Origin of the sequence: Actinoplanes sp. NPDC049316, from assembly GCF_040677315.1 — a bacterium.
Classification (GTDB): Bacteria; Actinomycetota; Actinomycetes; order Mycobacteriales; family Micromonosporaceae; genus Actinoplanes.
This window is the reverse complement of sequence record NZ_JBFAQM010000007.1, coordinates 302,271-314,528: the sequence shown is the minus strand read 5'-3', so window position 1 is coordinate 314,528 and position 12,258 is coordinate 302,271. Positions and strand designations below refer to the sequence as shown.

The window sequence follows — 12,258 nt, the reverse complement described above, 5'->3', positions numbered from 1 at the left end:
GCCACCGACGGGCGAACTCGAAGCCGTCGTGCAAGAGTTTCAGGGTGACGATGACGCAGCCTCAGCGCCTGACCCAGTACGCCCACGGCGGCGGGTGCGCCTGCAAGATCCCGCCGGGCGAGCTCGAAGCCGTCGTGTCCAACCTCGTCGGCGACGCCGCCCCGCAGGGCCCGGGAGAGCTTCTCGTCGGCCTCGACGACGGTGACGACGCCGCGGTGGTCAAGCTCAGCGGGGGGATGGCCGTCGTGGCCACCGCCGACTTCTTCACCCCCGTCGTCGACGATGCGTACGACTGGGGCCGCATCGCCGCCGCCAACGCCCTCTCCGACGTCTACGCGATGGGTGGCAGCCCGGTGGTGGCCGTCAACCTTCTCGCGTGGCCGCGCGACCTGCTCCCCATGGAACTGGCCGGCGAGGTCCTCCGCGGCGGCCTGGAGATCGCCCGCGAGGCCGGCTGCCACGTGGCCGGCGGTCACAGCGTCGACGACCCGGAGCCGAAGTACGGCATGGCGGTCACCGGTGTGGCCGATCCGGCTTACCTCATGCGCAACGACGCGGGCGTCGCCGGCACGCCGCTCACCCTCACCAAGCCCCTGGGCATCGGCGTCCTGAACAGCCGCCACAAGTCCACCGGCGAGGTCTTCGCGCAGGCCGTCGCCACGATGACGCAGCTCAACCGGGCCGCCGCCGAGGCCGCGGTGAAGGCCGGAGCGGTCTGCGCCACCGACGTCACCGGCTTCGGGCTCCTCGGCCACCTGCACAAGCTCGCCCGGGCCAGCGGCGTCACCGCCCGGGTCGACGCGCGCGCCGTCCCCTACCTGGACGGCGCGCGGGAGGCGCTCCGGGACGGGTACGTCAGCGGCGGCACCCGGCGCAACCTGGACTGGGTGATGCCGCACGCCGACACCGGCAGCGTCGGCGCCGACGAGCTGCTACTCCTCGCCGACGCCCAGACCTCCGGCGGGCTGCTCGTCGCCGGCGAGGTGCCCGGCTACCCGGTGATCGGCGAGCTGCTGCCGGCCCGGCCGGACGGCAAGACCCTGGAGATCCGGTGACGCCGCTGCTGCTCGTACCGTCGGATCCTTTGCGGCCGCGCCGCCCGGACGAGCATTTCGCCGCGGAGGCGGCTGCGGCCCGCGAGGCGGGCATCGCGGTCACGGTGATCGACCACGACGCTGCCGCGCGTGCCGGCGGTGCCGACCTGGCCGTTTCGAACGTACGGGTCCAGGGCCCCGCCATCTACCGGGGCTGGATGCTCCACGCGGACCGCTACGCCGCCCTGGAACGATCCCTGGCCGACCGCGGTGTCGTCCTCCGCACCGCCGCCGACCAGTACCGCCAGGCGCACGAACTCCCCGGCTGGTACGAGGCGCTCGCCGCGATCACCCCGGAATCGGTGTGGACGGTGGGCGACGAACGCGACGCCTTCGACAAGGCTCGCGCCCAGCTGGGTGAAGGCCCGGCCGTGCTCCGCGACTACACGAAGTCGATGAAGCACTACTGGCACGAGGCCGCGTACGTCCCGGACGTCGCCGACGGTGACGCCGCCTGGCGGGTCGCGAGCCGCTTCCGCGAGCTGCGCGGCGACGACTTCACCGGCGGCTTCGTCCTCCGCCGCTTCGAGTCGTTCACCGGGGCCGAGGTGCGCACCTGGTGGGTGGACGGCGGGTGCCGCCTGGTCACCGCACACCCGGACTCCCCCGGCGCCCTCCCGCCGGCGGACCTCGACCCGGCCGGTGCCGCAAGCCTGGACGCCGGTGGCCTGGCCGCGGCGGTCCGGGGCCTCGGCCTGCCGTTCGTCACCGTCGACCTGGCGTTGCGCGACGACGACCGGTGGCGGGTCATCGAGCTGGGCGACGGCCAGGTCAGCGACCGCCCCACGAGCATCCCGGCCGAGACGTTCATCGAAGCGTTGATCCCCCATGCCGGATGACCGTCACCGGTACTGGAACGCCGACGGCACGCCCGCCTGCTTCCTGGTCGATGACGACATCTTCTCCCCACGTGGTGAGCACCTCGGCCACCGCGACGGCAACGAGGTGTTCACTCTGGACGGCAGGTACCTCGGCGAGCTCGTCGACGACCGCATCGTGCGCCGCACCGGCGTCTACCGCCGGATAGGCGCCACCGCCCGCAGGGCCCACCCGGCCGCGGCTCTGCCACCCGCCAAACCACCGCTACGACCCTCGCCGCGGGGGCGGACAAGCTGAGCACGGCGAACTCTTGCCGGTGTCGGACCCTCGGCAGGGGCTCCGCCACCGGTGGCCGCCACATGGTTTCCGAGTGGTTGAAAGTTGCCATGTCGGAAAACATCTGAGATAGTTTCCGGCATGGAAAACAATCCGCACGTGCCGAACCCGGCCGAGGCCCGCGAGGCGCTGGCGAACATCGACACCGCCCAGCGCGCCGTGCGCGACACGCCATGGCCCACATGGATCTACCTGGTCAACGCCCTTCTGATCGGCGCCATGACGCTGACCTTCGCGCTGGGCGACGACGGCCACGTCTTCCTCCTCGGCACCAGCGCAGCGCTCACCGCGGTCAACATGCTGGCCGGATACCGGATGGGTACGCCGTTCGCCCTGCCCACCAGCCGCGTCTTCCTCGCCGCGGTCGGCGCCTCGGTCGCGTGCGTGCTCGCCGCGTTCATCGTCGCCGAGCTCACCACGCAGCCATGGCCGATCGTCGTCCTCGCCGTCGTGGCGGCCGCCTTCTACCTGGCGGGCGGCGTAGCGCACCGACGCTCGACAGGGGCGCCCCGGTGACCGCAGACCTCGATCCGGTCATCCACCCGGCGCACCGGCTGCGCATCTGCGCGATGCTCATCGCCGGCGGTACTCTGGAGCTGTCGGTCATCAAAGAACATCTGGATCTGAGCCCGTCGGCACTGAGCAAACAAGTCGCCGCCCTCGTCGATGCGGGCTACGTCAAGCAGGAGCGTCTCGGCGCGGACACGCGGCGCGTGTGGCTCTCGATGACACGTCAGGGACGCAAGGCGTACCAGGGGCATGTCGCCGCGCTCCACGAGATCGTCAACGCGACGACGGTTTCCTCGTGGGAATAGCTGTGCTCAACAGCCGGTGATAATGCTCGGCATTCAACCGGCACGGCGGGCCAGCTAGCGGCGACGCATCGAAGGTACGACCGCGATCGAGCCCGAACCGGAGGCCAGCCGGCCGCAGGACGAAAACGGATCCCCGCCGAACGGCAGCGTGTGCCGTTCCAGCGCCTCCCCGGCCGGGTCGTCAGCGCCCGTCGCCGACGGCTGCGCCGTCCACGTTGCGGAACGGCTCGTCGTCGCCCCAGCCGGTCGCATCCAGCGCGACGACGTCGAGGTACGCCCTTGGGCGGGTTCTCGGGCACGTACCTATCCTGTTTGGAGCGGTTGCACGGCTTGCACGCCGGTGTCTTGTTCGGTCCTGCCTCGGGATCTTCTCCTTCGCCGTGGCACCGCCGCTCTTGCCGCCGGGGATCTCGTAGATCGGCTCGCCGTTGGGGCCGCAGACGCTCGCCAGATGCGCTCGGAGTTCGCTGTTCTGCCTGCGGATGTCATGACCCGTGCACGCACCGACCGACATGACGCCTGACCAGGCCACCGGTCGCCGTCAGCTACGTTGTCGATCAACGCAGCGACGAAGGGCCCGCAGCCGGTGACGACGACAGCATTCGACGAACATCAACGATCGCAGTGGGCTGGACGGGCAACGGCATACCAGAGCAGCTTCGCCGCCCTGTGCGCCCATCCCGCCGCGGCCCTGCTCGACGCCGCGGACGTCAAGGCCGGCGGCCGGGTGCTCGACGCCGGCACCGGCACCGGCACGGTCGCGGCCCTGGCACACGCCCGCGGCGCACACGTCGTAGCCGTCGACGCCGAGCCCAGCATGGTCGCCCTGACCCGCCGCCGGGTCCCCGCCGCCGACGTTCACCAGGCGGCCCTACCCCGGCTACCGTTTCCCGACCACTCGTTCGACGCAGCCGTGGCGAACTTCGTCATCAACCACGTCGGCGACCCTGCGGCCGCCATGGGCGAACTGCAGCGAGTCGTACGACCCGGCGGCCGCATCGCCGTGACGATCTGGCCGTACCCGCCACCACCAGCGCAACGGCTCTGGACCACGATCTTCGACGCCGCGGGCGTCGAGCGCCCGACCGACTTGCCCCGGCTCGCGCCGGACAAGGACTTTCCCCGCACCTGTGTCGGCCTGTCGACCCTCCTACGTCAGGCGGGACTCACCGGCGTCGGCTGCGACACCATCGCCTGGACCCACCGCACCGACCCCGAATCATGGTGGAACGGGCCGGCCAACGGCATCGGCGCACCCGGCCTGGTGATGCAACGCCAAGACACCCGCACGATCGCCCGCATCCGGGAGCAGTACGACCAGCACACCGGGACCTACCGCGACGACGACGGCCGGCTCGCACTACCCACCGCCGCCCTGCTCGCCGCCGCTGCCGTCAGCTGACGAACAGCCGGCTCTGACGCGATCTTCGTGAAGGAACGCTGCGTTCGTGGGCGGCGTCCGGCGATGATCGTTGAACTCGCATACTCAGGTATGTGATCGAGGATGTTGCTGCCGTCCGGGAGGTTCGGCGATTCGCTGACGCCCTGCGTGAGATTGGCGGCATCCAGCGGCCGGTCCCGGCCGATGAGCGCCCAGGTCAGACGCCGATGCCGCCCGAGCCGCTGCCCTCCGGAACGTCCGTCGTCTTCGCATCGGTGCCGGAGGCGCCACCGTTCGCAGCGGCCGCAGCCCGGGCGGCGAGGCGTTCGCGCTGCGGGAGGACCGTGTACTTCGGATCCTTCGCCGAGGCCACGCCGCCGTCGAAGATGCCGAAGCGGGTGGCCACCGATGCCGTCAGCAGTGACAGTCCCGACAGCGCCGACACCACCCGGCTGCGGCGGCCGAGCAGGGCCCCGGCCACTCCGATGGCCGTCAGTGCCCGGCCGGCGCGCAGGAGGCGGCCGGCGCGGCCGTCGCGGTAGGGCTCGCTGAGGATGCCCTTGGTGGTCTCGACGCGGTGCGCGCCGTACAGCTCGAGGGCGGCGCCGCACACCGCCATGCGGCGGGCCGGGCCGGCCTGGTCGCAGGGTGCGGCCAGGAGGCCGACGCCGGCGCCGCTGGCCAGGGCGCTGCCGGCGAAGACGAACGGCAGTTCCGGGTACGCGGCGTGCCAGCTGGGCGTCGCCGTGTCGGCGAGCAGGACCGCCGTGTACGTGGCCAGCGCCGGAGCCACGGCCGCGGCGGCGTACTGGCCCGCGGTGCCGACCGGTGGGAGAAGGCGGCGGGCGAGCCCGAGCACCCCGCGGCCGGGGAGGATCGGGGCGGCCTCGGCGACCGCTGCGGCACCCGCGGCAGCCCCGAACGCGCTGAGGATCCACGTACCCATGGACATCGGGGAGGTGGGCTTCGCGACCCGCAGCATGTTGACGAAGCGTTCGGGACGGCCCAGGTCGTTGATCAGGAAGTAGGTGCTGGCGGTCAGGGCGCCCAGCGCGGTGATCCGGCCGGCGCGGCGCAGCGCGGGGCGGCCGGTGGCGTCGCCGCCCGCCGCGAGCAGCGACGAGCCCGCCGCGAGGCCGCCGGTGAACAGGTACGCGGCGATGTCGTGGTGCCAGACCGGCGGTTTGACGATGGGCCGGCCGTAGTACGAGCGGAAGTCCGCCGGGGGCACCATCGAGCGGTCGCCGCGGCCGCCGCCCTTGCCGCCACGGCGTGGCGCGCGGGAGCCACCACCCGCGTCGCGGGTCAGGCCGCTGCCCTCGTGGCCGGCCGGGGGCGGGCTGAGCTTCTCGTCGCGGGGATTGTCCCGCTCCTCGCGGGGCCTCATCGCCGCCGTCCCGCGAACGACACGACGATGGTCGCGGCCATGGCGAGCGCCGCGACGCCGGCCCGCTTCCACATGGCCGGCAGGTCGCGGGTGGTCACCACCGGGTCCGGAGGCAGGCCGTACACCTCGGGTTCGTCGAGGAGCAGGAAGAACGCGCCGTCGCCGCCGACGCCGTCGTCCGGGTCGTGGCCGTAGAGGCGGGCCTCCTCGACGCCCTGCTCGTGCAGCTTCTCGAGGCGGTGCGCGGCCCGGGCGCGCAGCTCGTCGAGCTCGCCGAACTGGATGGACTCGGTCGGGCAGGCCTTGGCGCAGGCCGGGGTGAGGCCGTCGCCGATCCGGTCGTAGCAGAGCGTGCACTTCCACGCGCGGCCGTCGTCCTTGCGCTGGTCGATGACACCGTACGGGCAGGCCGGGATGCAGTAGCCGCAGCCGTTGCAGACGTCCTCCTGCACGACGACCGTGCCGAACTCGGTGCGGAACAGGGCTCCCGTCGGGCACACGTCGAGGCAGCCGGCGTGGGTGCAGTGCTTGCACACGTTGGACATCATCAGCCAGCGGAAGTCGCTGCGCGGCGCGTCCATCGTGCGCCCGGGCAGGTCCGACCCCGGCATGCCGAGGAATTGCGTACCGGTGCCGGGGGCCTTGATCGTGGCCGCCGCGGCGAGGGCGTCGGGAGCGGCCGGGACGCCGGGGGACGTACCCGTGTCCTGGGCGGTGCCGGCCGCGACGACGGCAGTGTGCGCGCTCGCGGACGGCCCGGTGGGCATCCCGGCGAACGCGCCGGGGGTGTCCGTGCCGTGGCCGCTGCGCGCGGCCGGCTGCTCGATGAACGCGACGTGGCGCCAGGAGTTCGCGGTCAGGCCGCCGGTGTTGTCGTACGAGGTGCCGAGCAGGTTGAAGCCGTCGTCCGGGACGAGGTTCCACTCCTTGCACGCCACCTCGCACGCCTTGCACCCGATGCAGACGCTGGTGTCGGTGAAGAAGCCCATCCGCGGCGGCGCGTCCACGTACCCGGCGTCGGGCGCCGGGTCCAGCGGCCCGTAGAGGCTGTTCGGTCCCGCCACGTCAGCTGTCCTCCGGCTCTTCGACCCCGGTGGTGAGGATCGGTGTGTGGTGGCCCGGGGTGAGGCCGGCCCGGTCCCGGTAGCCCTGCACGTACGCCAGCAGCTCCGGCCCGGTGGGGCGCCGGCCCGGCTGGATGTCGCACGTGCCCACCTTGCTCTCCTGGATCAGCACGTTCGGGTCGAGCGTGATGCCGATCAGGTCGTTCGCCGAGTCGCCGGTCACCAGGCCCTCGCCGCCCCAGTGGTACGGCATCCAGATCTGGTGCACGACCCGGTCCTCGATGCGCAGCGGCGTGAGCCGGTCGGTGACCAGCACCCGCGCCTCGATGGCCGCGCGGGCCGTGACGATGTGCGCCCAGCCCAGGTGCTCCAGCCCGCGTTCGGCCGCGAGCTCCGGCGACACCTCGACGAACATCTCCGGCTGCAGCTCCGACAGGTACGCGAGCTGCCGGCTCATGCCGCCGGCGGTGTGGTGCTCGGTGAGCCGGCTCGTGCTGAACACGTACGGGTAGACCTCGCTGTGCCGCTCGGGCGGGCTCGGGTTGGTCAGGTTGTCCGAGCGCTCGTACACCTTGCGGGTGGGGTTGGCCTGCTGGTCGTAGAGCGGGTTGCGGAACAGCGACTCGGCGGGCTCGTAGTGCGTCGGCATCGGGCCGTCGATGAGGCCGCTGGGCGCGTACAGCCAGCCCTTCCCGTCGCCCTGCATGATGAAGGCGTCGTCGCCGCTGATCGCCTCGACGCCGGTCGCGCCCTCCGGCGGGCGGTACGACGGCGGCTTCGTCTTCTCGAAGTCAGGCGTGTCGTACCCGGTCCACTCCCCCGCGTCCTCGTCCCACCAGACGTACTTCTTCCGCTCCGACCAGGGCCGGCCGTCGGGGTCGGCGGAGGCGCGGTTGTAGAGCGTACGGCGGTCCGAGGGCCACGCCCAGCCCCATTCGCGCGCCACCCAGTCCTGCTCGGTACGCGGCTTGCGCCGGGCGGCCTGGTTGACGCCGTCCTGGTAGACGCCGGTGTAGATCCAGCAGCCGCCGGTGGTGGACCCGTCCGGCTTCATCTCGGTGTACGACGACAGCGGCCGCCCGGTGGCCACCTCGACACCGTTGATCTCCTTGAGCACCGCCTCGGCGCTGGGCTCGTCGCCGCGTTCGCCGTGCAGCGGGTAGTCCCAGGAGATGTTGAGCAGGCCCTGGTCGCGGCGGTCGGTGGAGCCGGCCCGGCGCTCGCGCATGATCCGGCCCAGGTGGTAGAAGAACCACAGCTCCGAGCGGCAGTCGCCCGGCGGCTCGACCGCCTTCTCGCGCCACTGCAGCATCCGCTGGGTCTGGGTGAACGTGCCCTCCTTCTCGGCGTGCGAGGCGGCGGGCATGAAGAACACCTCGGTCTTGCACTGCTCCGGCACGATCTCGCCGGTGGCGACCTCGGGGCCGTCCTTCCAGAACGTGGCGCTCTCGATCATGAACAGGTCGCGGACCACGAGCCAGTCCAGGTTGGCCATGCCCAGCCGCTGGGCGCGGCCGTGCGCCGAGCCCACCGCCGGGTTCTGCCCGAGCAGGAAGTAGCCCTTGACCTTGCCGTCGATCATGTTCAGGACCTGCTGGTACGTGCCGTGGTCGCCGGTGAGGCGGGGCAGCCAGCCGTACCCGAAGTCGTTGTCCTTCGTCGCGTTGTCGCCGTAGTAGGACTTGAGCAGGCTGACCGCGTACGACTCCGCGTTCGCCCAGAAGCCCTGCTGTTCCGGGTGCCGGATGGCGTCGATCCACTGCCGGTACGTCTCGTGCCGGCTGTGGTGCGGCATCGGCAGGTAGCCGGGCAGCAGGTTGAACAGCGTCGGGATGTCGGTGGAGCCCTGGATGCTGGCGTGCCCGCGCAGCGCCATCACGCCGCCACCCGGCCGGCCCATGTTGCCCAGCAGCAGCTGGATGATCGCGCCGGCGCGGATGTACTGCACGCCGACGCTGTGCTGGGTCCAGCCCACCGAGTAGACGAGCGCGGTGGTGCGCTCGCGGCCGGAGTTGGCCGTCCACGCCTCGCAGACCTCGAGGAACTTGTCCTGCGGCACGCCGCACAGCCGCTCGACGACCTCCGGCGTGTAGCGGGCGTAGTGCCGCTTGAGGACCTGGTAGACGCAGCGCGGGTCCTGCAGCGTCGGGTCGCGGGGCACGTCGGCGGGCACCGGCGGGCCGTGCGACTCCTGCTCCAGCCCGGAGGCGGTCTCCCGGTCGACGTGCGAGCCGCCCTCCTCCTGGCCGTGCTCCTGCTGACCGGCGTACTGCCAGGTGCTCTGGTCGTACGCGTTGGTCTCGGGGTCGTAGCCGGAGAACAGCCCGCCGAGCTCCTCGGTGTCCTTGAAGTCCTCACTGACGAGCATGGACGCGTTGGTGTACGCGAGCACGTACTCCCGGAAGTCCTTCTCGTTGCCGAGGATGTAGTTGATCACTCCACCCAGGAACGCGATGTCGGCCCCGGCGCGCACGGGCACGTAGGTGTGCGCCAGCGCGCTGGTCCGGGTGAACCGGGGGTCGATGTGGATCACCTTGGCGCCGCGGTTCTTCGCCTCCACCACGTACTGGAAGCCCACCGGGTGGGCCTCCGCCATGTTGGAGCCCTGGATGATGATGCAGTCGGCGTTCGCCAGATCCTGGAGGAATCCGGTGGCCCCGCCACGGCCGAAGCTGGTCCCCAGACCGGGGACGGTGGCGGAGTGTCAAATACGCGCCTGGTTCTCGATCTGAATGGCCCCGACGGCGGTGAAAAGCTTCTTGATCAGGTAGTTCTCTTCGTTGTCCAGCGTCGCGCCGCCCAGGCTGGAGATGCCGAGCGTCCGGTTGAGCGGCCGCCCGTCCTCGTCGGCGTCCTCCCACGTCTCGTCGCGCGCCGCGAGCACCCGGTCGGCGATCATGCTCATCGCCGTGTCGAGGTCGAGCTCCTCCCACCGCGTGCCGTACGGGCGGCGGTAGAGGACCTTCTGCTGGCGCCGGTCGCTGGTGACCAGGCTCTTGCTCGCCGACCCCTTCGGGCACAGCCGGCCCTTCGAGATCGGGCTGTCCGGGTCGCCCTCGATCTGGACGACCTCGCCGTCCTTGACGAAGATCCGCTGGCCGCACCCGACCGCGCAGTACGGGCACACGGACCGGGCCACCGAGTCGGCCGTCTCGGTCCGCGCAGTGAGCTCACGCGAGCGCTGCGACTTCGCCGCCTCGCCCCGGCCCAGCGGATCGGTGCCGGTCAGCTGCCGGTACACCGGCCAGTGGTTGATCCAGGTACGGACGCCCATGTGATCGACACTAGACCACCTCCCGGGCCGCCGCACGGCGTGCCGTGCCGTGCCGGTGTGCCGTCATCCGACCGGCCGGTGCAGCGCCGCCGGCGACCGCCCGGGGTCGAGGGCCCGACGCACGTCCTCGTCGCTGAGCTGGGCGAAGTCCTCGTAGTACCGGCCGACCGCGCGGAACCGCACCGGCCGCTCCAGACAGATCACGAGGTCCGCCTCGGCGCCCAGGAAACGGTCGGCCTCGCGCGAGCACACCGGCGCGGCCAGCACGAGCGGCCGCGCGCCCCGGGCCCGCAACGAGCGCAGCGCCGCCCGGGCCGTGACGCCGGTGGCCACGCCGTCGTCGACCAGCACCACCAGCCGGCCGGTCACCTCCGGCGCCGGCCGGTCACCGCGGTACGCACGTATCCGCCGCGCCAGCTCGGCGCGCTCCCGAGTCACGGCACCGGCCAGATCCTCCGGGCTTATTCCGAGGTCGGCCGGCAGGAACGGGTCGAACACCGGCTCGCCGTCCTCCGCGACCGCGCCGACGCCCAGCTCCGGCCGGCCCGGCGCGCCGATCTTGCGGGCGATCACCACGTCCAGGTCCCCGTCGATCACGCCGGCGACCTTCGCCGCCACCGGCACGCCGCCGCGCGGCAGGGCGAGCACGAGCGGACGACCGTCCACCCGGTAATTGCCGAGGTGCCGGGCCACCATCACGCCCAGCCGCCGTCCCGCCGCCTCGCGGTCGGTGAAGCAGTGCTCAGACATTGGAAGGGAACGCCTCTCGTCTATGGCCGGACGCCTCGTGCAGCGGGCGCACGGCCTGCGTGTCGTCGAACCAGAGGAAGGCGTCGTAGCGGTCCCCGAGCACCGTGGGCACGTAGTTGGCCCAGCGCTCCCGCTCGGGCCGGTAGACGACCCCGATGGCCCGATGTGCCACGACGTCGTCCAGCAGCGGCGGCCGCGCCCCGCGCACGGGGAACACGAACAGCGCCTGCGGCGGCGCGGTCGCGTGCAGCACGTCCTCCAGCGAGTCGGGGCGGCCCGGCGGCACCCGCATGACCTCCATCCGGGCGCCCCAGACCGGCCCGGCCACGACGGTGCCGCGATGCGAGCCGAAGCCCACGAGCACCACCCGGTCGTCGCCGTACCGTTCGCGTGCCAGCTCGCCGATCGTCACCTCGCCGTGCGCCGACTGATCGGTCGCCCGGGCGTCCCCGACATGCGTGTTGTGTGCCCACACCACGGCCTTGGCGCCGCTGCCGTAATGGTCGAGCAGCCGGGCGAGTGTCTCGTCCATGTGCCGGTCGCGGACGTTCCACGACCCCGGACCGCCGTGCACCATCGCCCGGTAATAGTGCTCCGCGCCGGCCACCACCTCGGCGTTCTGCCAGGCGGCGAACTCGCCGGCCCGGCCGGCGGCGCGCGCCCGCAGGTCCGCGAGCAGGGCGACCACCTGCGGCTCGCAGGTCGCATGCACGAAACGGGTCGCCCAGGCATAGGACTGCGGGTCTTCCGCGTACGGCTCGAAGCACCGGTACGCGGCCAGCGCGCCGGGCACCTGATCGGGGTCGTGCTCGCGCAGATACACGAGGATCTCCCGTAACGACTCCCACAGCGAGTACACGTCGAGCCCGTGGAAGCCGACCCTCGCCTCGTGCGCCGAGTTGTACCCGCGCAGCCACCGGCAGAAGTCGACGACCTCCTCGTTCGCCCACATCCACGTCGGCCACCGGTCGTACGCGTCCAGCGCGTCCCGCGGGTCCTCCGGCGCGCCGGGCAGCCCTCGCACGCTGCCGTCCACCCGCTCGCAGTCCGGCCAGTCCCCCTCGACGGCCACGAAGGAGAACCCGAGCTCCTCGATCAGCCGCCGGGTGACGGCGGCGCGCCAGGCGTAGAACTCGTGCGTACCGTGGCTCGCCTCGCCGAGCATGACCACCCGCGCCGCCGAGGCCCGGTCGATCAGCGCGTCCAGGTCGCCGGGGCCGGCGAGCTCGACGGCCAGCGAGGCGACCTCGTCGCCGTAGCGTGACATGCGTGCCCGCATACCCGCCGCACGGCCCGGCATACGTCCGATGATTAGCCGCGAAATCGAAGGCCGCACCG

General features: G+C 72.1%; 12 protein-coding genes. 6 read left to right on the top strand and 6 right to left on the bottom strand.

Annotated elements, in window-relative coordinates; genetic code table 11:
- Positions 1 to 50: 50 nt before the first annotated feature.
- The 5 genes from selD (at position 51) to AB0K03_RS14265 (ending at position 3,064) form a co-directional block, all read left to right on the top strand.
- On the top strand, positions 51 to 1,055 hold the full coding sequence (gene selD / locus AB0K03_RS14285) for a selenide, water dikinase SelD (protein WP_364684340.1): 1,005 nt from the start codon (positions 51 to 53) through the stop codon (positions 1,053 to 1,055).
- Entirely contained in the window at positions 1,052 to 1,933 is an 882-nt protein-coding gene (locus AB0K03_RS14280; RefSeq protein WP_364684270.1) for an ATP-grasp domain-containing protein, read from the top strand. The genes selD and AB0K03_RS14280 overlap by 4 nt, the downstream gene beginning before the upstream one ends.
- Positions 1,923 to 2,210 carry a 4-fold beta flower protein gene (locus tag AB0K03_RS14275; RefSeq protein WP_364684268.1) on the top strand — a complete coding sequence of 96 codons (288 nt, stop codon included), beginning with the start codon at positions 1,923 to 1,925 and terminating at the stop codon, positions 2,208 to 2,210. The genes AB0K03_RS14280 and AB0K03_RS14275 overlap by 11 nt, the downstream gene beginning before the upstream one ends.
- Positions 2,211 to 2,330: 120 nt before the next feature.
- Entirely contained in the window at positions 2,331 to 2,765 is a 435-nt protein-coding gene (locus AB0K03_RS14270; RefSeq protein ID WP_364684267.1) for a hypothetical protein, read from the top strand.
- Complete coding sequence (locus AB0K03_RS14265) at positions 2,762 to 3,064, top strand: transcriptional regulator (protein WP_364684265.1); 303 nt, start codon at positions 2,762 to 2,764, stop codon at positions 3,062 to 3,064. The genes AB0K03_RS14270 and AB0K03_RS14265 overlap by 4 nt, the downstream gene beginning before the upstream one ends.
- A 181-nt stretch (positions 3,065 to 3,245) precedes the next feature.
- Here the strand turns inward: AB0K03_RS14265 and AB0K03_RS14260 are convergent, their stop codons facing one another.
- Positions 3,246 to 3,578, bottom strand: a complete 333-nt coding sequence (locus AB0K03_RS14260; protein ID WP_364684263.1) for a hypothetical protein — start codon at positions 3,576 to 3,578, stop codon at positions 3,246 to 3,248.
- 72 nt (positions 3,579 to 3,650) lie between these two features.
- Between AB0K03_RS14260 and AB0K03_RS14255 the strand changes: the two genes are divergently transcribed.
- Positions 3,651 to 4,466, top strand: coding sequence for a class I SAM-dependent methyltransferase (locus tag AB0K03_RS14255; protein WP_364684261.1), 816 nt, complete (start codon positions 3,651 to 3,653; stop codon positions 4,464 to 4,466).
- A gap of 196 nt (positions 4,467 to 4,662) precedes the next feature.
- On the opposite strand, the gene nrfD is transcribed toward AB0K03_RS14255, so the two are convergent.
- The 5 genes from nrfD to AB0K03_RS14230 form a co-directional block, all read right to left on the bottom strand.
- A complete protein-coding gene (gene nrfD, locus AB0K03_RS14250) occupies positions 4,663 to 5,679 on the bottom strand; it encodes an NrfD/PsrC family molybdoenzyme membrane anchor subunit (RefSeq protein ID WP_364684338.1) in 1,017 nt (338 codons plus the stop codon).
- A gap of 149 nt (positions 5,680 to 5,828) precedes the next feature.
- A complete protein-coding gene (locus AB0K03_RS14245) occupies positions 5,829 to 6,896 on the bottom strand; it encodes a 4Fe-4S dicluster domain-containing protein (protein ID WP_364684259.1) in 1,068 nt (355 codons plus the stop codon).
- 1 nt (position 6,897) lies between these two features.
- Positions 6,898 to 10,170: a formate dehydrogenase gene (fdh, locus tag AB0K03_RS14240; protein ID WP_364684257.1), complete on the bottom strand. Its 3,273-nt coding sequence runs from the start codon at positions 10,168 to 10,170 to the stop codon at positions 6,898 to 6,900.
- A 63-nt stretch (positions 10,171 to 10,233) separates the two neighbouring features.
- Positions 10,234 to 10,920: a phosphoribosyltransferase family protein gene (locus tag AB0K03_RS14235; protein WP_364684255.1), complete on the bottom strand. Its 687-nt coding sequence runs from the start codon at positions 10,918 to 10,920 to the stop codon at positions 10,234 to 10,236.
- A complete protein-coding gene (locus AB0K03_RS14230; RefSeq protein WP_364684253.1) occupies positions 10,913 to 12,187 on the bottom strand; it encodes an erythromycin esterase family protein in 1,275 nt (424 codons plus the stop codon). Before AB0K03_RS14230 ends, AB0K03_RS14235 begins: the two co-directional genes overlap by 8 nt.
- Positions 12,188 to 12,258 lie beyond the last annotated feature (71 nt).